Genomic DNA, 24,938 nt, shown 5'->3' with positions numbered 1-24,938 from the left:
GGGAGAGCGCGACCGTTGTGGTGCGAGAGGTGGCATTACAGGCCGGTGATCAGTCGGGCCGTGTAGCCCACCATCACGGTCCAGAACAGGCCGGTGTAGCCGCGTTCGCCGATGTGGGTGTTGAAACGCCTGCCTAACAGCGTCGCTCCCACCATCAACGGCACTGCGGCGGCGGTCAGGAGGTAGCCTCCGGACGGGATGAGGTTCGCCTCCGTCCAGATGGCGGTCTTCGTCACGTCGCCCACCAACGACACCAATGACAACGCGCCGACCACATGGAGCCGGTCCAACGGCAGGCTCCGCACCGCAAGCCCTTTTAACGGTCCCGAAGTGCCGCTGAACCCCGACAACGCGCCGGAGCCGAACGCGAACAGGTGCGTGCCGACCACCTTGACCTTCCGCAGGTCCAACCGCTCGACCGCGAACGCCAGGACGAACGACACGATCACCGCCACCGCCACCGCCTCCTCCGGCGCCGCCACGAACACCAGCGCACCTAGGGCCGACCCGACCGCGACCAACACCACCACGACCCACGCGCGCCGCCACGGGATGGTCCGCCGATAGGCCCACACCTTCATGACGTTGTTGGCCGCCAACAGCAACGCGGCCAGCGCCGTCCCCGGCTTGGTGCCCATCAACAACCCCAGCGCGGGCACGAGGATCAGGCTCCCGCCGAACCCCGCCGACGCCGACAGGGCGAACGCCACCGCGATGGCGACCAGCACGACCACGATCTGCAGGGTCATCATTGGGTGAGCATCCTCGCCGCTAGGTGGTGGTCCGTGTCGACCTTCTCCGACACCAGACCCGGCTCCAACGCCACGGGGTCGGCGTCCGTCGTCATCACGGCCAGCAACAACACCTGCTTGCCGGAACCGGGTGCATCCACGGGGAAGGTCACCGGTCGCGGTGCCCGGGCGCTGAGCGGGAACGACGGTTGCCGCACCGGTTCGCCCGCCAGGTCGGCGAACGTCCACGGTCCGACCGGGGCGGCCGGCCCACCGTCCAAGACCGTCGTCACGGCCGCGCAGGCCGCGTCGTCGAGCGCCAGGGTCCCGAAGGCCTCACCGACCGCCAACTCGCGGCGCAGCAGCATCACGCGCACCGCCGACGGGTCCAAGGGGCGGACGTCGCGGTGGTGGACGAGCACGTCGACGGCCAGTTTCTCCCAGAACACCCTCGTCACGTGGTTGTCCTGCATGTGGTGGCGGACCAGCTCCAGCAGGTCCGCTTCGGTGGGCTCGACACCGTCCCACATCGGCTTGGCCTCGTGGCCCTTGACGACCTGGTCCCACACAGCCTGGTCGACGAGGGACTGATCGGCCGCCGGCACCGGCTTGCCGTTCACCGGGTTCGCCTTCCGGAACGCGATGAGCCTGCGTTCGAACAGAGGGGTCCACAGGCCGGTCGGCCGGCACAGCGGGTCGACGTCGTGCAGTGCCGCCTGGAACTCCCACAGCCGGCGGTCGGCTCGGCGCGAAGTGGCCAACGGGTTGCCGCCGGGTCCCGCGGAGGCTTCGCCGGGCGCCGGGCGCACGGCGATGTCGGGACTTGTGAACCACGGCGTCGTCTCGTCGAACCGCTCTCGCCGCGGGAACCGCGTCTTGCCGGGTGGCCCGGGGCGGCGCCTGCTGTCGTACCGCACCGCCTTGAGGTACGTCTTCGGGCCGGGATCACCCGAGAGGTCGACTTCCCACACCCCGCGCGACTGGAGCGCGGCACGCAGCAGCTTGCGGCCGTCGTGCTTGTGCAGCGCCAGGTCCTGCACCGCGGCCGAGGGCAGGCCCACGTCCATCCGCTGCCACGACCAGTCCGGGCCTTCCGGGAGCTGGACCAGCTCTCCGCGCAGCACACCGGTGCCCGTGCCGACGTACACGACACCCCTGTCGTCCGGGTCGACGACGACCGCGTAGGCCGGAGCCGGCGCCCCTTCCTCGCGGAGCCCGGTCCGGTGCCAGTGCTCGAACCCGTTGTGCCACCACAGCGTGTCCATGCCCGCGACGTCGGAGGAGCCGGTGGTGGCGACGTAGCACGACCCGCTGCCCCGGTCGGGGTCGTGCACCGCGATGTCGCTCCACTCCGTGCCGACGGGCCTGGGCAGGTACGGCATCGACGGCTTGATGTCCTCTTGGACCGCCGGTCGGTACTTCTTGGCCTGGTCGTCGGTGAGGACGTCGACCTCCCACGGTGGTGAGACGTCGAGCCGGTACCGGAGGACGGCGCCCCGCATCAGGACGAGGAGTCGCGTGTCGGTCTCCCAGCGCAGTGCGACGACGTGCCCGCTGCCGCCCTCGTACCGGACGTCGGCGACGTCGTCCGGTTCCGTCCCCTGCCGCGGGTCGACCAGCCCGTTCGGCAGCGTCACCCACGTGTTGGGCAGGCTGATCGCCGGGTCGAAGTCCAGGCAGGCCCACACGCGGTTCGTGCCGATGGCCACCCGGGTGGCGCCGGTCCCGCTCCGGACGACCGCGACGCCGGAGTAGAACAAGGTCGCGTTGTTCTCCTTGTCCTCCGAGTCCGAACTCTTGCCCTTCTGCTTCTCCCGCAGGACCGGAACGGCCCACTGGCGAGACTGTGCCCGCTGCGCGTCGAACCACTCCGCGCGCCAGTCGGCACCCGTGTACTGGCACACCACCACCTCGGGGTGGTCCGGGTGGAACGCCACACCGCCGCCGTCGCCTTCGGCTACCAGCTCCCAGACGCCGTCGCCGATGCGCACGATCGTCCCGTTGTCCTGAGTTCCGGCGACCATGCTCATGTCGTTGAAGGGGTGTCCGGCGACGTAGCCCGTCTCCAGCACACCGAGACCGGTGTTCAGGGCGGCGAATGTGCCGTTCGCGCCCGCCTGGTGCGTCGGCGTCGAGCGCGAGCGGAACACGCCGCCGTCGCAGGCGACCCACAGCTCGTGCCCGTCATCGCCCGCGACGAACCGGACGGCGTGCACGTCGGCGTGCACCCCCAGGCCGATCCACGTGGGGTCGAGCGCGAACCCCGTCGCGGGCGCTCTTCCCTGTTCGATGCCGGCGTAGTCCTCCACGTCGTGCTTCGGGTCCCAGTCGAGCGAGAGGGCGCCTCCCTTGTCCTGCACCGTGCACCGCACCAGCGCGGCGTCCATCACGGCGCCCGCGGAACCGCCGCCCAGCACGATGACGGAAGCGTCGTCCGGCTTGGCCGCGATCGCGAGGTGGTAGGAAGCCCGTCGACCCGCGTCCTTCTCGCCGAAGAGGTTCGCCGGGACGTTGCCGATCGGCCGGCCCTGGAAACCACCGGGTTTGGCCTCGACGCGCCACAGCAGCGGGCCGCCGCCCAGCGCCGAGCCGCCACCCAGCACGTAGACGAGGGCGGGGTCGTCCGGCGAGACGGCGAGGCCGAGTCGCCCTGCGGTGTGGCCCGGCAGCTCCACCTCGGTGAAGGAGTCCCCCTGGTCGTCCGACACCCACAGTTGCTGGGTGTTCGAGGCGACGAAGAGCCGTTGGGGCCCCACGACGTGCAGCACGTCGGTCAGCACCGGTCGGTCGGCGAACGGACCGGTGGTGACCGGCCCGAGCGCACCCAGCGGCCCGCGGTACAAGCCGTGGGTCGTCGCCAGGAAGTACGTCGGCCCGGTACGGGCGATGCGGTAGACGCCGCAGCCCTCCAACTCCGGCAGTTCCCGCGTCCACGGGTCGTCGAACTCCGGTCTCACCGCCGGACCGGTCGACCACAGCACACCGACACCGCCCAGGTGCCCACCGGGAACGCCCTTGGGGTACGACGTCAACTCCCCGGTGCCGACGACGACCTTGTCGTCCGCCGCGGTGTCGCCGAAGTCGACCTCGATGCTGCCGCACGACAAGATGGCCGCCGACCGCTCGGGGTGCTGCGGCGTGGTCGCCGCCCAGTTGCCCAGTGGCCGCCACGTCGTGGCGCCGTCCTCGGTGTACCAGACGCCGCCACCGGCCGCCGCGGCGTACGCCCGTTGGCCTCCGTCGTCGACCTGGAGGTCGCGGATGCGGCCCGACACGCGCGGACCGCTGTCGGCCTGGCCGTGGATCACGGTGTCCGGGCCGACCGGCACCCACACGTGCTGGTCGCCCGTCGGCGGCGAGGCAACCGACAACCGGTCCGCGGAGGACTCCAGCACGACGGCGCGCCGGACGTTGTACGCCGCACGGCCCCCGGCGTCGTCCACGATCCGCCCCGCCGAGGAGGGTGGCCAGTCGTAGCGGCTCACGGGGTCGCCTCCTCGGGCGCGATGCGGAGGTAGCCCTCCTCGACGCGGTGCGGCAGGTCGGGCAGCAGGGCGGACTGGGTGGCGGCCAGGATCGGGTCGTCACGCCAGGTCGCGGGACCGGTGCGCCTGGTCCACAACTGGTCCGCGCCGAACGACGACACCTTCGGCAGGCGGACTTGGTCCGGGTCGACCAACACGGGACCCACGCGGGCGGACGGTGCGATGGCGGACAGGCCGCCGCGGACCCAGTCGTCGGCGAGGCGCAGCGCCTTGCGGGGCAGGACACCCGAGGTCAGGTGTACTTTGCCGGTCGGGTGCATCAGCAGCGTCAGGCGCACGACTTGTCCGATGTGGACGGTCAGCTCGTCGTCCGCCACCACGTACGGGTGGGTGATCGGCTCGGGTGAGGGCACGACGGGGGTCGAGCCGAACGGGCCGAAGTGGCCCTTCCAGCGCCCGCCGGACAGCGCGCCGTCGCGCACCACCTTGTCCACCACGTGCGCGTGGTGGTAGTCGTCGTCCACGAAGAACGCGACCAAGCCGTCGTCGTCCCTGGTCAGCTCGCCGATCCGCACGGTGAACGCGCGGTCGGCCAACGCGCGGTAGGCGGCCGAGCGGGAGGCGTGCAGCACCGGGTCCGACAGGTCCAGCTCCGCCAGGTCGTCGGACACCTCCAGGCGAAGCGTCGCCCGCACGACGGCCAGGGGACGGCCCACCAGACCCGCCACCGAGCCGAACGCCGCGTACGTGTCGACGGTCCACAGCGTCGAGTCGACGGCGCGCAGGAACGCCGACAGCCCCGACTCGGGCTGCGCCACGCCCACCGGCGATCCGGCACGCGCCGCCGCGTCCGCCGCCACCATCCCCGCCGCCAGGTGGCCGAGCAGGCGCGCCCCGCCGGACAGGTCGTGCAGCGGGCCCGCGTCGGCGGGTCCGGCACGGCCCGGCGCGATCTCCCACGCGACACCGCCCACGTCCATGAGCTGCCCGACGGGCTGTCCGGCCGCGTCGAACACCTCCAGCGCCTCGTCCAGGTGGTCCGGCAGGAGGAAACCCGCCACGGGGCTCGCACCACCGGCCGAAGCCTCGGCGTCGTCGGCGGGGGACGTGAAGCGGAACAGCCAGCGGGCCGGGCGGGTCAGCCGCGGCCGCAGCAGGAGGGCTCCCGAGGCGTCGTCACGGGCGGGCACGCGGGCGGTCGGCAGGTCCAGGGTGCGGCCGAACGCGTCCACGATCCTGGCCGCGGTCAGCCGGAGCGTGCCGCAGGCCACCAGCAGCGGGTCGGCGACCGGCGTGACGTGGCCCAGGGTCCCGTCCGGGGCGCGGGTCCGGAGCCGGTCGGCGGGCAGGCCCAGGAGTCGGTCGTGCACGTCGAGGCCCGCCGTCAGCACGTCCAGGTTGCCGATCGCGTCGGCCAGCCCGGACAGCGAAGCCTCGGTCGCCTCGTCGGCCTCACCGGAGTTGGAGAGGTCCAGCGCGTCCTCGGCTACCGCCCACGCCTCGATGCTCCGCGCCAACGTCGAGGCGGTGCCGTCGTGCAGCGGGCTGCGGCCGGTCAGCACGCGTACCGGCGCCGACAGGGGACCGGGCGGCGACAGGTCCACCGCCTCCAGCGACCACCCGTCGAACCGGTCGGAGACCTCCACCTCCGCCGTCCACTCCAGCCACAGCGGCACCCACGGCTGCGTCCACGCGGTGACCGCGACCGGCGACGAGTCCACCCCGCGCACCAGCGAGAACCGCCGCAGCTCGTCGGCGACCATGCGCCCCGAGCCGGTCGACGAGACGCCGAACGCCCGCGTCGCGCCGTCGTAGACGGCCTGCCGCCCGAACCGCAGCAGCACCTCGGCGTCCAGCCGGGCCGCGACCCGCTCCGGGTCCAGGTCGTGCTGCGCATGGGCCACGTCCGCGAGCCAGGCCCGCAGGTAGGGGCTCTGCGTCAACGCCTCCCGCGCCAGCGCGTCCACCTCGGGCGGCACGGCGCCGGACCCGACGGACGGAAGCAGGCGCGCACCGTCCACGAGCTGCGCGTACCCCTCCACCACCTGGGAGGGCCACCGGCACAGCAGGTTGCCGTCCGGGGAGAACCGGCCGTCGCCGCCGTGCCGGAGGCTGCGGCGGGGACCGCGCACGGCCACCACCGGTTCGAGTGGCCGGTGGAAGCGGGGCGCGGGCTGCCGCACCTCCCTCACCTCCCCGCCGACGGGCGCCCCGACCGGCTCCCACTGCTGGACCACCTCGCGCAACACCTGCGGCGGCAGCAGTTCCGTGCGCGACCGGCCCGCCCACTTCACGCGAGGAGGAGGCGGCACCGGACGGCTCACGTCCACCGGGACGGCCGACACCCGTTCCACTCCGCCGTCGCCGCCGGGCAGCGCGAGGAACCCGGCCGCGTGCTCGTGCTCGTCCACGTCGACCAGCCCGTCGGGTGTGCCGAGCCGGGGCAGCAACTGGCCGGTGAACGCCGACAGCACGCGCTCCAGCGACCGCCGGTCCGCCGAGGCGCCGAGCCCGGCGGCGGCGAGCGTCACGGCCACGTCGTCACCGTGCCGCCCCAACGCCACGTCCAGCACGCCCGACGACGGCCGTCCGTCCGCGACCACCCCACCGGACACGGGCACGCCGTGCACCGCGCCGTGCAGCAGAGTGGAGCGCGGCCACCCCGGCTCCGCGCCGAGCACGGACGCCGCGTAGTCCGCCAACGTCGAGAAGGTGGGCTCGAACGGGTGGGTCTGCTCCACTGGTCCGGCGGCCTTCGCGGTAACACCGCGCACGCGCGGCGAGTACCGGTTCGCGGTGTCGATGAACGCCGCGCGGCGCAGCGCCAGCAGCGACCGGTCCTCGTCGCCGCCCTCGGCCTCGGTGGTCAGCGACCAGCCCAGCTCGGCGAGCCGGACGTGCAGGCTGGTGTCCGTGCGCGCGCCGTCGAGCGGGTCGGCGGTCGGCTCGGACCACCAGCCCGCGACGAGGTACGTGGCCAGGTCGTGCCACGCCCCGCGCTCGGGGAGGCCGTCGAGCGGGTCGTGCAGGGCGAACCGGCCGAGGGTCGCGTCGTACCCGGCGGTCCAGGCGATCGACCCTCCCGCCGCGCCGTCCAGCCTGGTCAGCGTGCGCCCGAGCCGCGGCGCGCCGGACGGCTGACCGTCCCAGTCGGACAGTGGCGTCACTCGTGCGGTGTCGGACTCCAGCACCCAGCCGGACACGGCCGGGGTGAGCGACCCGATCGGCGCGACCAGTCGCAGCACGACCCAGCGGTCGGGCAGCAGCGGCAGGCCGAGCCGGTCCTCGTCCACGTTGCCGCGCAGCAGGGCGTCAGGCAGGGCCCAGTGCAGGTGCACGCCGGGTGGGCGCGGCGCGCCGGGGTCGAACGGCTCGGGCATCGGCTCGGGCGGCTGTCCGTCCGGCGCGGTCGCCGCGAACGGCAGCCGCACGAACCGCTCCGCCGAGCCCTGCGGCACGTACAGCGCCTGCACGTCGACCGGGACGAGGACCCGGCTCTCGCGCAGCAGCGTGGGATCCCAGGTGCGCAGCCCCGGCACGTCCAGGTCGAGGCGCACCAGGCGCGACCACTCGGGGTCGACCATCGCCTTGGCGACGAGGTCGGGCGGCAGGTCGGTCATGGCGTGCCTGCCCGGAACCGGGCGACGAGGTCGAGCAGCGCGTACCCGAGTTGGGGTCGGAACACGGCGTCGAAGTCCGCGCTGGTGTCGCCGAACACCTGCCGGTACGGGAACCGGACCATCTGCAGCGCGAGTTCGGCGGCGTCGAGGTCGTCACCGGTCTTCAGGTCGGCCTTGTGCTTCACGAAGCTCTCGGCCAGCCCTTCGACATCGACGACACCCGGGGCGTTCGGCCGGAACGGGACGTCCACCGAGACCCCGGGGACGTCCCGCGAGGTCTGCGCGTTCCGGCCGGGCACCCACGCGGTGAACTGGCCCGCCTGGCCGGCGGCCTTCAGCCGGACGCCGAACTGCACGCCCTGGCGCGGCTCTTCGATGTGCACGACGGCGGGCACGCCGTCCATCAGCACCAGCAGCACGGCCGGCGCGAGGCGTTCCATGCGCAGCACCTTCAGTCGGCGCGGGTCGGACTCGGGGATCATCTCGTCGTCCGCCGACGCGGGCTCCGCGGTGTAGGCCCGCACGTGCAGACCGGGCCACCCGGACACGGCACGCGACCGGAGCAGGAACCCGGTGACCGTACCCGCGGGCCCCTGCTGGACGCCCTCGCCGCCGGGCAGACGGACCCGCCGCTCCTCCTCGTCCACCTCGGCGCGGACGTGGTCGTAGACGGTCGCGAGCTGCGCCCGGTCGCCCGAGTTGACCGTGCCGACGCTCAGCGCGCCCTGCACGAGCGCGTCGGTCCACGCCCGGTCGAGGTAGAAGAACCGGATCGACTCCGCCGGCAGCACCTCCGAGTCCGCCGCGAGGTAGGCGAACGGCACCCCCTCCAGCAGCCGCAGCCTGGCGAGCCACTGGCTCAGGTCCAGGGGCACGACCCGGTCGCCGAACGCGTCACCGGGGTCGGCGGGCGTGAAGTGCACCGAGGCGATCGTCTCGTGTAGCAACGCGACGGCCTCGGCCGCGGTCATGGCCTGTCCCTTCACACCTGACCCCCTTCGGAGAGCACTCCCTGGAACAGCCGCGCGACCTGGTCGGTCAGACCGGCCCGCAGCGCCAGCGCGTCCGCGGCGTCGAAGTCCTTGGCCACCAGGGGAACTTGCGTCGTCCGCAACGCGACCAGCAGATCGAGTGGGCCCGTCGCGGCCTTGACCGCGGCCAGCGGGATGCCGAAGCCGTCCGTCAGCAGCTCGTCGACGTCGCCCTGGAGGTCGAGCGGCCGACCGGCGTCGGCGAGCGGGCGACCGGGACCCAGTACCGTCTCCGGGTCCGCCGCCAGCGCCTTCGTGATCGCTTTGCCGAGCAGCCGCCCGAGGTCGTCGGACGCGACCTGCAACCCGTAGGAGTCCAGGCCCTCCACGGCCGCGGCCGCGAACTCCCGCGCCCGTGCCGAGCCGAAGCGTTCCCGTCGCCACCGCAGCTGCGCGGCCACTGCGGACGGCTGGGACAGTGCCAGCAGCCTGCCGATCTCGAACGCCGCCGCCAGGCTCAGGTCCTCGCGGCCGTCGGGTGTGACGCGGCGCAGTTGGTCGCTGGTGTGCGCCAACGGCAGCCGCACGTGCGGCTTGGCAGGGTCCACGCCCGCTGGCCTGGGCGTGAAGGGGCCCCGGTACCAGGCGCGGGTCGACTCGCCGCGCCGCGTCAGGTGCGGCAGGCCGACATGCCCGGTGTCGGTCAGCTCGGCGGCCGGTCGGTCGGTGCGCGGGGCGGGCGCGGTGGTGCCGAGCAGTCCCACGTCGAGGTTCTGCATGAGCGTCTCGAACGAACCGCCGCCGGTGGCCGTGAAGCTCCAGTGCGCGAGGACGGGGAACCGGTAGGTCTTCTCGTACGGCACCAGGTGCTCGACGTTGTACCGGAAGCCGAGCCCCATCGTGTCGCGGACGAGCCGCCCGGCTTCCTCCGCCGACGCGCTGACCGCGACCTCGGCGACCTTGTCCGGCGCGGTGACCCACGCGGCGGCGCTCGCGGTCTTCGGCGTGGGGCCGGTCTTCGCCGCCTGGGGCACGGTCTTGGGCCCCTTCCCGCCCTGCGCCTTGGGACCGGGCTCGGGCCCGTAGCCGCCCATCACGTAGTGGTCGGTGTCCGTGGCCACGGCCAGCGCGCCGAGGTCGAGCACTTCCAGGTGGGCGTCGAACTTCAGCACGGGTTCCTCGCGCTCGGGCAGCACGTCCAGCTGCTTCTCCAGGTTCACCAGGCAGGCGAGGTAGCGCACGGGACCACCCGGATCGTCCGGTGTGGATCGCCGGTGCTGCGGCAGCCGGTTGGCCATGACGACGGCCAGGAAGCCGTCGTCGTCGCCCAGTCCCAGCTCGGTGTCGCTGGGGTCGACCTGTCGCACGTGGGCGAGCAGCGGGACTTCGGCCTTGGTCGGGAACACGGCCTTCACCACCGTCCGCGACACGCCGAGGTAGACGCTCGTCGGCACGTCGACCTCGCCGGACAGCTCCACGCCCGGCGTGACGCACTGGGCGACGGGTGTCTCTCCGGAGAGCTGCCCCTCGCCCTCCGCGATCACGACGAGCGCCAGCCACGGCATCGCGTCCGGCTCGCCATCGCCCGCCCGCCTGTCCCAGGGCAGCGTGCGCCGCTTGAGCACGATCTGCGGCAACCGGTGCTCGAACGCGCCTTGGGCGTTGGCGGGCGGGAACGTCGACAGGACCTGGTCGGGCGGCATGGTGTAGCGGGGCGAGCTGATCCGCAGCTCCTGGTCGTACGGCTCGATCTCGCCGCCGGCGATCTGCTGCGTGCCGGTGATCCGGTAGTCGCCCGCCTTGAGCTTCGGCACCGCGCGGGCGTGCAGCGTGAACTTGCCCTGCTCCGGAGTGCTCACTCGTGCCTCCACTCGACCTCGACCACACCACTGCCAGCGCCGTCCGCCAGCGGCCGGACGACGGCGTCCACGCCGTGGCGCGCCAACCGGTCCGCCAGCTCGGCGGGCGTGCCGACCAGTCCCAGCACCCCGACGAGGTGCCATCCGGGCTGCGACGCGACCCCGACCGACACCGCCGTCGCGTCGGGCTCCAGTCCGTAGACCAGCGCGCTGCGGTTGCCCAGCGCTACGACGGTCGGGGGCTGCGGCGCCCGTGCGCCGGACAGCGCCAACGCCAGGCCTCGCGCCGCGGCCGTGCCCAACGGGTCGTCCACCACGACGGCCACCGCGGTCACCGGCTCGTCGAACCTCGTGGTCACCACCACCGCCGGGTCGACGAACTCCGCGCCCGGCACCCAGCCGGTCCGGTACCGGTCACGCGACCGGCGCACCACCGCGCCCTCCGCGTGCACGACCGCGCCCGCGACGACCGCCGTGGACCAGCCGATGTACGCCAGCTCCTGACCGCTGTGCCACCCGGCGACACCCGTCGTCGACGCGCCGGCGACGACGACCAACCGCTCGGTCCCGGCGGGTACGACCCCTGGGGCCGACTCCAGCACCGCGCCGCCGTGCGCGAAGGCGATGACCCGCGCCTGCCCGGCCACGGCCAAGGTCGGCCGCGGCGTCTTCCGGTCGGTGTCGAAGGCGGCGTTGGGCAGTTGCAGGACCGCCACCTCGCCGGGGCGCAGCAGCCGTCCCGGGCGGGTCGTCGGCGCGGTGAGGGCCGTGGTGAGGTCGGTCAGGCGCTGCTTGCCCGCCCCGAACCGCCCCGACACCGCGGCGACCGCGCCCCGTGCCACGCGCGTGACCGGCACGCTGTTCACGGCCACCGCGGTCTTGCCGTGGGGTGCGGCCGGCGGGGTCCGGCGCACGAGCCGGGCCGGGATCGCCGGCCCGGTCCGCCTGCGCACCGAGACGAGGTCGGGCGGTGTGGAGCGCGGCACGTCGGGCGCGTCGCCGACCGTGGTCATCGGGGCCACGACGTGCTCACCGGTCAGCACGCCGACGGCGCGCGGCGGGTGCACGGCACGGTCCACGGCGGGCTGCGCCGGCGGTGTCGCGACCTCGATCTCCGCCGGGTCACCGGTACCCATCAGGAAGCCCTCGCCGAGTGAGCCGAGCAGCGGCGGCGAGGTCCGGTCGAGCCCGAACGCCGCCACGGCCTGCCTGCTCGCACCGCCGTCCGCGAGCCACCGCACCGCCGTGGCCACCTCCTGGCCGACCGGCACGGCGGTGACCGACTGCCCGAGCTGCGCCGCTCCGGCCAGGAACACACCGCGCTGAGCGTGCTCCGGAAGGAACGGGAGCGGCAGCCGGTCGCCGATCTCCACCTGGTGGTGGGCCACCTGCGTCGGCAGCGTGCCGGAGACCGCCGCCGTCGCGGTGAACACGGCGCCGTCGATCGCGCTGATCGTGTCGCCGCGCGGCACCTTGCGGTCGTCGTCGGGCTGCGGCGGTCCCCAGACGCCGATCGGGAACCCGGGGCTCTGGCTGGTTTTCAGGCCCAGCTCGCCGATCCGGTTCTGCAGGCCACCGTCGAGCAGCGCGATCTCCAGCCGCGTCCCGGCGTCCGCCACGTTCATCGGCGCGATGCCGATCAGGGCGCCGCCGTGCTCGATCTCCGCCGCGCCCGCCACGAACGTCGCCACGGGCACGGTCGTGGCGACCAGCAGCTCGAACTCCGAGTGCACGACGAACGGCCGGTCGGCGGCCAGCGTGCCGCGCCCGGTGACCGCGGTGATCGCTCGCGCCCGGCCGCCGCCCGCGGCCTCCAGGTACTTGGCGACGAACCGGTCCCAGTCGAGGTGCACCTTCTGGTTCTGGTCGGTGTCGCCGAACGGCACGGTGATCTCCACCGGACCGATGTCGAACGTGGCACGGCCGTGGAACTTCGGCCCGGCCAGCCACAGCGACGCGCCGCGCGAGATCGAGATGGTCAGCTCGCCGATCCAGAAGTCGATCGTGATCCCGGCCGAGATGCGGGCGTAGACCGACAGCTCGTACCGGAACGGGTCGTAGTAGACGATGCCGTCCGCGCCGAACACGACGTGCGCCCAGGCCGGGCCGAACTCGGCGGACGCCTCCAGCCGGCCGCCCGCCATGAGCGCCTCGGACGTCAGGGCGAAGTACGCCTCGCCCTTGACACAGATGAAGTCGCCGACGGCCCACCGGAAACCCAGCCGCGGCACGACCGGGTAGCCGTCCCGGTGGAAGTTCGGGTGGTAGCCGCCGATGGTGAGCACGAACTGACCGGCGTACTGGCCCTTGTACCAGGCGACGAACGCGAACCCGCCGGTGAGCCGGACCGACTCGTGCAGCAGCCACGAGTTCTCGGTCAGCTGCGCCTGCACCCACAGCACGCCCTCGGCGGTGGAGAACCGCGCCAGCAGGCCGAGTTCGATGCTGACCAGCGCGAACTCGGGGCGTGGCAACGCCATCCTGGCCAGGCCGAGCAGCGCGATCTCCAGGCCGTCGCCGACCGACACCGACACCACGGCGATGCCGTCCACGACCGCGAAGCTCGTGAAGCCGACGCCTGCGGCGAACCAGACCTGCCCCTGCTCCATGGGGAACGCCGAGCGCACGGCCTGCAGCTGCGCCATGGGGTCGCCGGACGGCTGCGAAGCCGGGTCGAGCGCCTTGATGAGCACGAAGTCGCCGAACTGCCCCAGGTCGCGCGGCACGGCGAGGGCCCGATTGATGCCGAGCCCTCCGCCGATGCCGGTGAGGAAGAACGCGGGCGGCCCGCCGATCGGCCCGGTGACCGCGCCGTAGGCGAAGAACGACGCATAGGACTGCCCGTCCGCCACGCCCGTGCCGTACCCGCCGTACACCGAGAGCCCGTACGCCGCGAACCGGCCGAGCAGCATGCCGACGTACTCGACGTTCGCGCCCTCACCGAAGCGCCGCAACCCGCCTTCCAGCGAGATGCCCGCCAGGTCTGCTGCGAAGGCGAACCCCGCGAGGTCGACGCCCCACTCTCCTGCGTCGGTGACCGCGCCGCCGGGCGACACGGCGTAGTACAGCTGGAGGTCGTCCACTGCCGCCGTCAGGCCGAACAGCGACACGCGGCCGTCGAGCAGCAGGCTGATCCGCTCCAGCTTGTCCTGCTCGATCGTCACGCCGAAGCCGACCTGCTCGACGTAGACCGGGCCGAAGCCCTTCTGGATCGACAACCACCACGGGCCCGCGCCTTCGCCCGCGCTCAGCGACACCAGGATCGGACCAGTGCCATGGCGCTGCACGGCCAGAGTCGGGCTGAACGCGGGCGCGAGCCGGGTCGACCCCTTCCCGGTGTCGCGCAGCACGCCTTCGGCGACCTTGTTGGCCCCGCTGCCCGCGCCGCTCAGCCCGACCGCCAGGTCGGTGAGCGTGACCTGCACGCCCGCACCCGCTCCCGCGCCGATCCGCCCGTAGCCGTGCAGCGCGACCGAGCCGAGCCGCACGCCTGCCCCGAGCAGCGGCGCGTTGTGCCTGCCGATCCGGACGCCGAGGCCGTCGAGCTCCAGGACGGGGCCGAACGTGGTCTGCTGCCCGGTCTTCAGCAGCCGCAGGACCAGACCCGGTTGGGGTGTGGAGCCGTCCGGCCGCCGGATCCAGTGGCTGTCGCCTTCCAGCCACACCGCGATGTCCTCGCCGCCGAGGAGGACCCGGTCGGTGAGGGCCAGCGCGATGCCGGGCCGGCCGTCGTCCGCGACGAGCCGTGCGGTCAGGTGCTCGTGGACGGTGACCTCCGGACCAGCGGCGGCCAGGTTCACCGCGACCTGCACCAGCCGGTCGCGCAGCGTCGTCGGGTCCGCCAGCCCCGGCGCGAGCCCGTTGCCCGCGAGGACCGGACCGTCGAGGACGCCTCTGACCGTGCCGGCGCCGACACCGCGGGCCAGCAGTTGCTGCACGGAGTCGGTGCCCAGCAGGTAGTCGCCGAGCGGGTCGGTGAGGACGTCCAGCAGCGCGAGCGCGACCTGGTCGGGCGCGATGCTCGTGGTCTTGCCCTTGATGGCCATGAGGGTCGGCCCGCCACCTGGGCTCCAGCGCGCCGCGACGGTCCTCGTGTCCCCCACCAGGCCCACTTCGGCCACGTCCCCGGTGACCACCCGGACGTAGGGGCGGAAGCCGCCGACGGTCGACGGTCCGATGTGGATTGTCGCCTTCGGCTCATCCTTGCGGAGTTCGACCGAAGCCGAGACACCACCCACCGGGGACAGCACCGCGTCGCCGGACAGCGTGATCCGGAACGGGTTGGGCTGCCACGACAGCGTCACGTCGTGCGCGGTGACGGTCAGGCCGCCGCCGGCGATGACGACCGTTCCCGGCAGCACGGCGTCGAGGGCGTCGCGGAACTGCGTCAGCGCTCCGGCGGGCGGGTTCAGCAGGACCTTCGCCAGCGCGGTCGCCGGGTCGGACGCGAACGCGGTCAGCTCGGGTCCGGAGAACGCGCCCTGGACGCGCAGGGCGAACAGGTCGCCGACGGCCCGCACCACAGCGCCGACCGCGTCCAGTGGCGCGCTGAGCGCGTCGAGCACCGCGGGCAGCGCCGGGGACGCCCCTGCCACCAGCACGCCGAGGCCAGGCGGGTCCGGGTGCAGCGGGATGTCCGCGCCCGCGTCGGGCCGCAGGACCGCCGTCAGGCCCTGGTCCGCCAGCGTCACGAGCAACGCCCCGGGATCGGTCGTGAGACTCAGGGCCACGGTCGGTCCGGGGCTCACCGTGAGCGCGAGCGGGCCCGTGTCCAGCTCCAGCACCAGGCCCTGCGCGCCGGCCCGGAGGGCGACACCGGCGGCGAGCTGCCACTCTCCCGGCGCGCCGCCGACGCCCAGGACCGGCTTGAGGCCGTCGAAGAAGGCGGCGCTGTCCACATCGGACAACCGTCCCGGATCGGCCAGCACGCCCGGCAGGGAGCCGAGCCCGGAGAGGCCGAGCGGGCCGAGGACCCCGTCGATGAGCGGTGCGGCCACCGGGTCGAGGTCCCGCAGGTGCGCCAGTCCACGCCGGCCCACCTCGGCCGACAGCACGAGCTCCAGCAGGTGCGTGGCATCGGGTTTCGGCCACAACGGCACGACCCGCTCGCCCCACTCGGCCTCGACGGTGAGCGCGGGCGTCTTGAGCCGCACCAGCGCGCCCTCAGCGCCGACGGTCGCGGTGACCACGGGGTGGTCGGGACCCAGGACGGCCTGGAACGTCCACGGCAACATGCCGCCGTCGCCGCCGAGCGCGAGTGTGAGCGTACGGGTGATGACGTCCACGTCCGCGTCCACGCCGGCCGTCGCCAGCAGGGTGGTGAGCGCGGTGTCGAGCTGGGACGTGCGCGCGGCGGACAGGTGCGCGGCAGGGTCGTGCAGCAGGTGGTCCAGGCCGTCCGCGAGCACGCCGCCAGTCGGCGACAGCACGCCCAGCGCGGTGAGCACCGCCACGACCGGGGCCGACGCGGCATCGGCGGCCAACTCCGCCGCCACGCCGGACATCAGCGCCCTGATCTCGGGCAGTAGGGGCGCGTCCGGGGTGCCGTCCACCTGCCATCGCACGCGTTCGACGCCGAACACGTCCGCCTCGTGCAGGACCAAGCGCGCCTCGCCGGCACCGGCGCGCGGAGCGGTCACGTCGGCGGACAGCCACCGCACCTCGAGGCCGGGACGCGGTCCAGGCGCGCGTCCCGGCTCGGGTCCGCCGACCAGCCAGCCTCCCGAGCGGCGCAGGTCAAGCCGGGCGTGCACGGTACCGTCGAACTCCACGGTGGCGTGGCCACTCGCCAGGCCGGTCCGCGGCAACGGCACCCGCACGCCGAGCCGGATGCCGGTCGCGGGCCCCTCCGGGACGGGGCGCTCACGAGCGCGCAACGCCAGGCCCGCCGCGACCACGGCCGTCAGCGCACGGGACAGCTCGGCCGGACCGAGAACCTCGTACACCGCGTGCACCGGCACGCCCGCGGGCAGGGTGATTCCGGTGGCGGGCGGGCGCAGCTCGCGGCCGGGGTCGCCCGCGGTGGTCATCACGTGCAGTCCCTCGACGAGGCGGCGGCCCAGTGCGAGGTCGTCGTCGTCCGGCTCCTCGGGGTCCGGCGGTGGCAGCAGGTGGTGCAGCAGTCGGAGGGTGTCGGCGGCAGGCTGGTCGTCCACGACCGTGAACGCGACCGGACCCCACGGCGTGCCGAGGGTGACCAGTTCGGCCGCCGACCGGCCGTCGAGAGCGCGCAGCGCCGCGTGACCTGCCTCGGCGCTCGCGACCACCGTCACCGGCCCGAACGCCTCCAGGGCGCGCCGCAGCCGGCCCGCCTGACCCCCGACGCCGTCCGGGTCGTCGGTGGCCTGGACGCAGTCCGCGCGCCCGCCCAGCAGCACCAGCCACTCGCCCGGCCCGCCGGTCGGCACCGGAAACGCTTCGGGCGCCAGGCCGGGTGCACCCAGGTCGATGCGGCGTTCCGGCGGTACGTCCGCCCGGTCGTCGGGCGTGACGACGACGTGCACCACGGCCGCCGCCGGTGCGTGCCCGAGCACGCCGGTGAGGTCGAGCGGCGCGTCCAGCCGGTGCACGGACACGCCGGCCGGGTCGACGGACGGCGGCACGACGCGGCCGTCGGTGCCGATCCAGCGGTTCCACAGCGCGTCGAGGCCGGCGGCGACATCGGCTCGGCCGGCGAGCAGGTCCGCGAGGTCCGACGCGACGCGGGCCTCCGCGGCGAGCGCGTCGGCCAGGATGTGGCCGCTCAGGCCGTCCATGCCCGGCCGCCAGCCGCGCAGGAGCGGCGGCGCGGCCGTGGCCTCGCGGCTGGGCCCGTCCGGCGCGAGCCAGAGCGCCAGCTGCGGCGTGGCGGACTGGTCGGGTCCCAGCGGCACCAGGTAGGGGTCGTCCGGCCGGCCCGAGCCGTGCAACGGTCCCCAGCGCTCGGCCGTCCCGCCGACCAGGCGTGCGACGGTGTGCAGCGCGTAGACGAGCCGGTCGCCGCGCAACGAGCCCAGCCAGGCCCCGATTGCCCCGGCCGGGTCGGCGAGGAGGTCGGCGAGCGGCAGCCCGCCCTCGGCGGTCGTCCCGGCGAACTGCCACCCGAGCGCCTCCACGAGGTGCGTGAGCCACGGCGCCCCGGAGGATTCGGAGAGCAGCGCGATCAGGCGTTCGGCCGCTTCCGGGCCGCCCGGTGCGGTCAGGCTGGGCATCGGCACGCCGTCCACGTCGAGGTTCGGGCTGAGGACCTCGACAGCCAGGCCGGACTCCGGTCGCCACGCGACACCCAGGCCGATGTGGTCGGCACGGACCCGGTGGTCGCCCAACGGGAAGCGGGCGTCGCCTGTGTCGGTCCCGCTGGTGATCAGCCGTCCCTCGACCGAGGGGCGGAACACCACGTGCCCGCCGGCGAGGTCGAGGGTCGCGAGGCCGAACCGGAGCGTGGTGTCGACCCGCGTGCAGCCGTGCCCGAGGGTGTCCACGACGCGGTGGGCGACAAGCGCGACCTCCAGCCCGCCCGGCCCGGCCGACACGTGCAGGGCGATCCCGTCCTTGAGCGGCACCACCCACGGCTGCTCGGCCGTGCCCGCGCCCGTGACGGGGGCGTCCACCTCGCCGACGAGGCCGCGCAACGCCTCCAGCACTTCCGGCACCGCCTGCGGGTGCTCGGTGACCAGCCGCCGCCAGTGCTCGCGCACGGCCTGGACGGGGTGCTGCACGAGCTGCGTCACGGACACCGGCGGGACGCCGTCCGGCGGCGACAACCCGATCAGTGCCCGGATCCGGTCCGCCGCAGTGCCCAGTGTCGCGAACAGCGTGTCCAACACCTGGTCGAGCGCACCGGCCAGTGCGCCGGGGTTGGTCAGGTCGAGCGTGTCGAAGTGGTGGGGGCCGAGGTCCACGTCATCGGTGGCGAGGAGGAACACCGGCCGGCGGTCCGCGTCGAGGGTGAACCCGACCCGGACCTGGCCGCACACCGGCTGGCCGGGCATCGACATGTACGCCGACAGCCGGGGAAGGGCGGTGACGGAACCGGCGGCGATGACGCACAGGTCCACCTCGGCGACCAGCGCGCCCGCGGTGACCCGGAACGTCGGGGTGACGCGGGGATGACCGCCGGGATCCGCCGTGACGGCCAGGCCCAGGCTCAGCTGCGCCGCGCCGACCGTCGTGCGGAGGGCGCCGTCGAGGACCTGCCCGCCTACCAGCTCACCGAGCGCGCCCAGCCACCCGGCGCGGGAGGCGGGGTTCCCGGTGACGGCCAGGAACCACTCGGCCAGCGCCGCCGCGCCCTCGTCCAGGAGCGCCTGCACCGGTAGTGGCGGCACACCGGGCCGCAGGCCGATCAGCCTGGCCAACGCCTCGACCGGCTGGCCGGGGTGCCGGTCGGCCTGGGCTCCGACCAGGCCGAGCAGCAGCGGGAGCGCGTCGGCCACGTCGTCCAGGGCGAAGTCGCCCGGACCGGCGGCGCCGGGCAGCCGCAGGCCGCGCAGCCGCACCGACAGGGTCGGCTTGCCACCGACGGTGGGCACGAGGGCGGTCACCGCGACACCGCCGAGGTGGAGCTCTCCGGGGGCGGACGCGTGGACGGGGATGTCGAGGTCCACGCGGACGACGCACCCCTCTTTGCCCAGCAGGACCGGGTCCGGCACGGTCTTCTGACCGCGTCCGGTCCGGAAGACCGGGACGTGCGCGCGCAGTTCGGCCGCGCCGGACACCGTGACGCCCACACCGATGGCGACGTGGTCGGACTGGACGTCGAGGACGGCGCACACCGTCAACGCACCGCTGTCCACCACGGGCAACCACATGAGCCCGTCCGCGTCCGTGCCCGCCGCGCCGCCGCCCAGGGCGTCGTCCATGAAGCGGACCAGCGCTTCCCGCTGGCCGTCGTCGGACAACACGCGCGCCAGGTGCTTGCCGGGGTCGCTCAGCCAGCCTGGCGCGAAGGCGCCCTCCGCGGTGACGAGACCCAGCGCGCGGGCGAGGTCGGCGATCGGGCCGAGGTCGGCGGTGTCCACGCCGCTCACCCGGCCGTGTCGAACGTGTGGCGGGCCATCGTGAGCACGGACACGGAGCCCGCGGCGGCCGTGAGGGCGACCGGGATCAGCGGCGCGCCGTCGGTGTCCTCCCCCGACGAACCCGCGACGCCGGCCGCCGCCCCGAGCAGGGCCTGCCACGCGAACGCCGTGAGCGCCTCACCCCAGAGGTCGACCACCAGGGCCGGTCCGCGCGGCTGCTCCTCGGTGGCGGCGAGCATGCCCGCCGGCCGCTGGTCGTCGCCGACGGCGAACGCGACGGTCACCATGGCGTTCCCCGTCTGATCGCAGCGCACCGGCACCAGCACGACGACGATTCCGACCTCCAAGTGCACCTCGACCGCGGCCAGGTGCACGAGCAACTCGCTGCCGTTGCGCCGCCAGACCACCGCCTCCGAGGTCGCCGACGACCGCACGACCCCCTGGAGCTCGCGCTCGCTGAGCGTGACCTCCGGCCCGACCTGACCGGGCCGCAGTGGGTCGGCGGGCAGCAGCCCGGGGCACCGCTCGCGGACGAGGTCAAGCAGCCTCGCGCACTCCTCGCTCACGGGGTCACGGGACGCGGGCACCTTTTTCGTGATCTGCGGCACAGCTGTTAGGTCGGGCAGTCGGCGGTCCCTCGTTAGCCGGGGACTACCGGAACACCTGTTCGCGCAACGGCCTCCACCTGGTCGGATGAACACCGTGCACGCGCCGTGCCGATCCGCCGGTCCGCGTTGCTTCGCTCGGGTTTGAGCATTCCCGTCCGGTGATGAAAAGCCGCTAACAGTCGTCGGTGATCGGGTGGACATGCCGGTTCGTACGTCAAATCGGTTCGGGCCGGCTTCCTGGCGTTCGTGGGTGTCGGGGCGCTGGTGCTGCCCCTGGTCGCGCTGCACTACCACCGCTTCGGGCGGGTGGAGCCGCGCCGGGCGTTCGTGCTCTACGGGCTGGTGGCGCTGGCGCTGATCTTCCTGCCGTGCCCCGACCGGGCGAGGTGTGCCGCGGCGAGCGGATGCTGTCGACCACGCCGTTCCAGTGGGTCACCGACATGCGGAACAAACTGGCAGCGTACTGACGATTGTGTTGGTGGAGGGCGGGGTACACGACCTGTTCCTGTCCGCCGAGCCGGTGCGCAGGTGCCCGTTGGCCGAGGTGACGAGTTGATGGACGGTGTTTGAAGCGGGTCGGCGAAGGCATACCGATTCCCACTCCGCTGGAACCCGCATTTTCGCGGCGTAATCCGCCGAGCGGGTGAGCGAAATGACAATTTCACGAGGACCCCGCAGGTTTTCTTCCCGGATCGGCAATAGGAGTCACCCGTGCGGTCGTTGCGGCGGCGTCGGCGCATTCATATCGTGGATCGGCGGTGCGCCCAGAATGCGGGACGGACGGTCCTCCGGCACCGGGTTCCACTCATTCTGACGGGAGAATTCCATGGCTTCCAGGGCGAAGGTGCGCGGGCGGTTCTGGGTTGAGGCGGCTCTGGCCGCCGTGACCGGAGTGGTGACCGCGGCGACGCTGTTCTCGCGCGAGTGGGTCGAGGTGGTCTTCGGGGTGGAGCCCGACGGGGGTGGCGGCAGCTTCGAGTGGGTCGTGGTAAGGGTGGCCGGGCTGGCGTTCGTCGTGCGCTCGGGGCTGACGGCCGCGGAGTGGCGCAGGGCGGTGGCGGCATGAGCGCCCGGAGGGGCGACACCGCGCAGGTCGGGGGCGGCGAGGAGTTGACGCAGGAGGCGATCCGGGGGTTTGGCACGGCGGCGTCCGCAGAGGTCCTGGACGCGTTCGGCACGCGGCCCGCGGACGTGGCGGGCGTGGCCACCGACGACCCGGAGCACCCCCATCCTCCGGTGACCTCGCCCGCGGGCGACGGGTCGCCTGCGGAGGTCGGCCAGGTCGGGCCCGCGGGGTTGCCGCAGACACCGGCGGCCTCGCTGTCGTGGACCGCGGCTTTCGTCGCGAAAGGCTCGCCCTCGGACGCGCAGATCTCGGTGAGCGAAACGCATGTGGTGACCACGATCGTCAACCGGATCGCGTTCCGCCACCGGGACGGGACGTTGCTCAAGGAGATGAGCCCGGCCCAGGAGTTCTTCGCCCCGCTCAAGCTGGTCGAGAGCGGACTGGCCTGCGAGGGGCGGGAGGTGACGGACCTGCGCACGATCTACGACTCGTACCGGAAGCGGTTCTGGATCGTGGGCGGCACCGGGAACACCGGGGCGAAATGCCCCAACGTTCCACCGGAGAAGGTGCGGGGCATCATCGTCGTCGCGGTGTCGAAGACGAGCAACCCGCTCGACGGGTGGCACTTGTACTGGTGGGACGCGGTGGCTGGGCCGCCCGCCTACCAGCCCGGCGACGGGGCCGACTACCCGTGCATCGGGATCGACGCGAAGTGCTTTTACCAGACCAACAGTGTCGCCGGCAGGTACTGGCGGGTGACGGTGTGGCCCGCCGACCAGATGGCCGCGGGGGTGCCCGCGTCGCAGGTGGCCGGATGGCAGTTCTGGGACTTGGAGAACCCGGACGGCAGCCCGGTGAAGGTGGTGATCCAGCCCTGCGTGCACCATGGCCCCACGAACAACGCCGCGTACTTCGTCAACCGCTTCTCGACCGACCAACTGGTCGTGTGGCGGTTGCAGAACCCGCTCACGCCGCAGCAGCAGATGGTGCGCACCTCGGTGGTGGTGAAACCGTTCGGCGCGCCGCAGAACGCCCCGCAGAAGAACTCGCTGAGCCGCATCCAGATGACCAACCTCGGCACCGACGTGGTCAAGGTGGTCTACCGGCACCCCAACCTCGTGCTGGTCTGCAACGACGGCAAGGACTGGTTCGGCGACGGGCAGGTGCTCTCCTCGATCCGACTGGTGCGGGTGTCCGTGCTCGGCTTCCCCAACCTGTCCACCGCGCCGAATAGCGGCTTCATCGACCGCACCTTCGGCAAGAACAGCCTCGATGACGCGCCCGCCGACCACGTGCACTACGGCTGGCCCGCAGTGGAGGTGAACAAGTACCAGAACATGGTGGTCGTCTACGCGCGTTCGGGGCAGACGCTCTATCCGGAAGTGCGGTTCAGCGCCTACCTCAACACCGAGACCGACATCCGCCCCAGCCGGCTGCTCCAAGCGGGCGGGAACGCCTACGGGGGCCAGGGAGGATCGGCGTCGACGCTCTACCGGTGGGGTGACCTCGCCGGGGCGAGCGTCGACCCGAAGGATGACACCGCGATCTGGGTCGCCCAGCAGTTCGCCAACGCCGACGGGAGCTACGACGTCGCCGTGGGGAAGGTCTTCCAGGAGGTGGAGGAATTCTGACCACAGCTCGCCGACGAGCGCGGACGCCGCCTGGTGAGGGGGACGGGCGCGGCTTCCCGACGCAGAATCTCACTCCGGCGGAGTGAGGCGCAGGTTGGGTGTCCCTTGCGCGGCTGGAGGCTGAGCGGACCGAACTCGTCCAGGCGGATCGCGCATCCGTCGGCGGGCGGGTGGTCGTAGAGGTTCAGGATCCGGTGCGTCTTCACGAGGAACTCGGGGTCGGTGGAGGCATTCCAGGTGGTGGTGGTCTGCAGGGAGATCCCGGCGTCGCGCAGGATGCTGCGCACGATCTCCCTGCCGGCCGCAGTGACGGTGCTGCGGTCGAGCAGGTCGTCGCGCAGCTTCGCGAGTGACCAGGTAGCGAACGCGGTGATGCCGCAGTCGGCGGGCGAGGTCCGGGCGATCAGGCAGATCCGCTCGCGGAACGCCCGACTCCGCCCGCCGCTCCATTTAGGGTCCAGCGCCGCGAACCCACGCTCGTTGAACGCGTGGATCACGTCCCGCACGCAGTCCTCGCCGACCTGCATCAACGAGGTGATGTCCCGCACCGCCTGGCCCTGGCCCGACATCAGCACCACGATCGCCCGCCGCGACCGCACGGGGTCCTTCGCGGTTTTGGTGATCCGCTGGAGTTTCCGGCCTTCCTCCATCGACAACGGCCGCACGAACCCGCTCGGACGACGAGCCACAGCCACCTCCCGCACTCGACATGCGAGAACCAGCCTGGCCGATCAGCCCACCACGCCGATTACCGGGTCAACCCTCCGAGACGCACCACTAGTTGTATGAGGCCATGACGTTGGTGACGCCGGTGTGGAGCCGTGTGGCTGGTGGTCGGTTTCCGGCGGCGGTGTGGGGGCGATGGTAGTTGTAGTGCACGTTCCAGATCGTCAGGGCGTCGGTGCGTTGTTGTTCGCTGGTCCAGACGTGGGCGTAGAGGAATTCCTCGCCGAGGATGCGCTGGTAGCGCTCGACCTTGCCGTTGTGGCGCGGGGTGTAGGGCGTGATCCGCTGGTGGCGGGCTCCGCGTAGCACGGTGGCGAAGTCGTGGGCGCGGTAGCAGGAGCCGTTGTCGGTGACGATGCGGTGGATGTCGGTGATGCCGTGGGCGGCGAAGAACGCCCGCGCCCGGTGGGTGAAGCTGATCGCGGTGACCGCCTTCTCGTCGGGCAGGGCCTCGGTGTAGGCCAGGCGGGAGAACCCGTCGACCGCGGAGTGCAGGTAGGTGTAGCTGCGGCTGGCGCCGGACTTGCCGGTGCCGGTGTTTTTGGCGCGTTCGACCTGTTTGGCCTGCTCGCTGCCCCTGCCGTGGACCCGCCAGCCGCCGCCGTCGGGATGATGCCGACCTTCTTGACGTCGAGGTGGACCATGTGGCCGGGCCAGCGGGCGACGATCCGGCGGGGCGCGCGGTTGTTCTCCCCGGTCGGGTCGAGGAACCGGCGCCGGTTCAGGCCGAGGTGGGCCAGGTGCCGGCCGACCGTGCGCACCGACACGGCCGTGCCCTCGGCCGCCAGTTCCAGGGCGATGCGGCGGGCCGACCACTTCCGGTCGCGGCGCAGCCGCTCGATCCGGACCACGACCTCGGCCGGGGTCGCGGTGGGCTGCCGATGTGGAGCGCTGGGGCGGTCGGCCAGGCCGGCCTCGCCGAAGCGGCGATGGCGGTTGACCCACTTGGAGGCGCACTGGCGCGAGATGCCCATCTCGGCGGCGACCTGGGCGATGGGGCGGGTGCGGCAGCGTTGGACCAGGCGGTGGCGGCCTTCGACGGACAGCGGGGCGTTACGGTGGAGCACGGACGGGTCTTTCTGCTCGGCGGACGAGTTGGTCGCACTTCTCATCCTGCCGCCGAAAGACCCGTCCCTCGTCTCAGGCCCTACCAGCCGTCACCAACGTCATGACCCGCAACAACTAGTAGGACTTCGTTAGGTGCTGTTGAGCTGCGGCTTTGTTGGCGGTGTTCGGGTCTGG

The 24,938-nt window shown here is 73.1% G+C and carries 10 protein-coding genes and 1 pseudogene; 2 read left to right on the top strand and 9 right to left on the bottom strand.

Translation table 11 applies throughout. From position 1 onward, the window contains the following. Positions 1-35: 35 nt before the first annotated feature. Genes ACYVLT_RS34780 through ACYVLT_RS34750 form a run of 7 tightly spaced genes read right to left on the bottom strand, consistent with a single transcriptional unit; the run spans position 36 to position 20,231 of the window. On the bottom strand, positions 36-752 hold the full coding sequence (locus ACYVLT_RS34780) for a TSUP family transporter (RefSeq protein ID WP_461124412.1): 717 nt from the start codon (positions 750-752) through the stop codon (positions 36-38). Then, positions 749-4,216 (bottom strand): hypothetical protein, encoded by a 3,468-nt coding sequence (locus ACYVLT_RS34775; protein WP_461124411.1) that lies wholly within the window; start codon positions 4,214-4,216, stop codon positions 749-751. The genes ACYVLT_RS34780 and ACYVLT_RS34775 overlap by 4 nt, the downstream gene beginning before the upstream one ends. Then, positions 4,213-7,836 (bottom strand): hypothetical protein, encoded by a 3,624-nt coding sequence (locus tag ACYVLT_RS34770; RefSeq protein WP_461124410.1) that lies wholly within the window; start codon positions 7,834-7,836, stop codon positions 4,213-4,215. Before ACYVLT_RS34770 ends, ACYVLT_RS34775 begins: the two co-directional genes overlap by 4 nt. Next, on the bottom strand, positions 7,833-8,807 hold the full coding sequence (locus ACYVLT_RS34765) for a hypothetical protein (protein ID WP_461124409.1): 975 nt from the start codon (positions 8,805-8,807) through the stop codon (positions 7,833-7,835). Before ACYVLT_RS34765 ends, ACYVLT_RS34770 begins: the two co-directional genes overlap by 4 nt. 11 nt (positions 8,808-8,818) lie before the next feature. Beyond that, positions 8,819-10,666, bottom strand: coding sequence for a hypothetical protein (locus ACYVLT_RS34760; RefSeq protein WP_461124408.1), 1,848 nt, complete (start codon positions 10,664-10,666; stop codon positions 8,819-8,821). Further along, positions 10,663-19,665: a DUF6603 domain-containing protein gene (locus ACYVLT_RS34755; protein WP_461124407.1), complete on the bottom strand. Its 9,003-nt coding sequence runs from the start codon at positions 19,663-19,665 to the stop codon at positions 10,663-10,665. Before ACYVLT_RS34755 ends, ACYVLT_RS34760 begins: the two co-directional genes overlap by 4 nt. A gap of 5 nt (positions 19,666-19,670) precedes the next feature. Continuing rightward, positions 19,671-20,231 (bottom strand): hypothetical protein, encoded by a 561-nt coding sequence (locus ACYVLT_RS34750; RefSeq protein ID WP_461124406.1) that lies wholly within the window; start codon positions 20,229-20,231, stop codon positions 19,671-19,673. Between the two features lie 868 nt (positions 20,232-21,099). On the opposite strand from ACYVLT_RS34750, the gene ACYVLT_RS34745 reads away from it, so the two are divergent. Both ACYVLT_RS34745 and ACYVLT_RS34740 read left to right on the top strand, forming a co-directional pair. Continuing rightward, the gene (locus tag ACYVLT_RS34745; protein ID WP_461124405.1) at positions 21,100-21,339 is read left to right on the top strand and encodes a hypothetical protein; all 240 of its coding nucleotides are present in this window, start codon (positions 21,100-21,102) and stop codon (positions 21,337-21,339) included. Beyond that, complete coding sequence (locus tag ACYVLT_RS34740) at positions 21,336-22,970, top strand: hypothetical protein (RefSeq protein WP_461124404.1); 1,635 nt, start codon at positions 21,336-21,338, stop codon at positions 22,968-22,970. Before ACYVLT_RS34745 ends, ACYVLT_RS34740 begins: the two co-directional genes overlap by 4 nt. On the opposite strand, the gene ACYVLT_RS34735 is transcribed toward ACYVLT_RS34740, so the two are convergent. Then, a complete protein-coding gene (locus ACYVLT_RS34735; RefSeq protein WP_461124403.1) occupies positions 22,922-23,659 on the bottom strand; it encodes a helix-turn-helix domain-containing protein in 738 nt (245 codons plus the stop codon). The genes ACYVLT_RS34740 and ACYVLT_RS34735 overlap by 49 nt on opposite strands. 88 nt (positions 23,660-23,747) lie before the next feature. Further along, positions 23,748-24,763, bottom strand: a pseudogene (locus tag ACYVLT_RS34730) (IS481 family transposase). Positions 24,764-24,938 lie beyond the last annotated feature (175 nt).

This window comes from Saccharothrix stipae, assembly GCF_054781895.1.
Note: the sequence above shows the minus strand (reverse complement) of the source record. Positions and strands in the feature narration are given on the sequence as shown.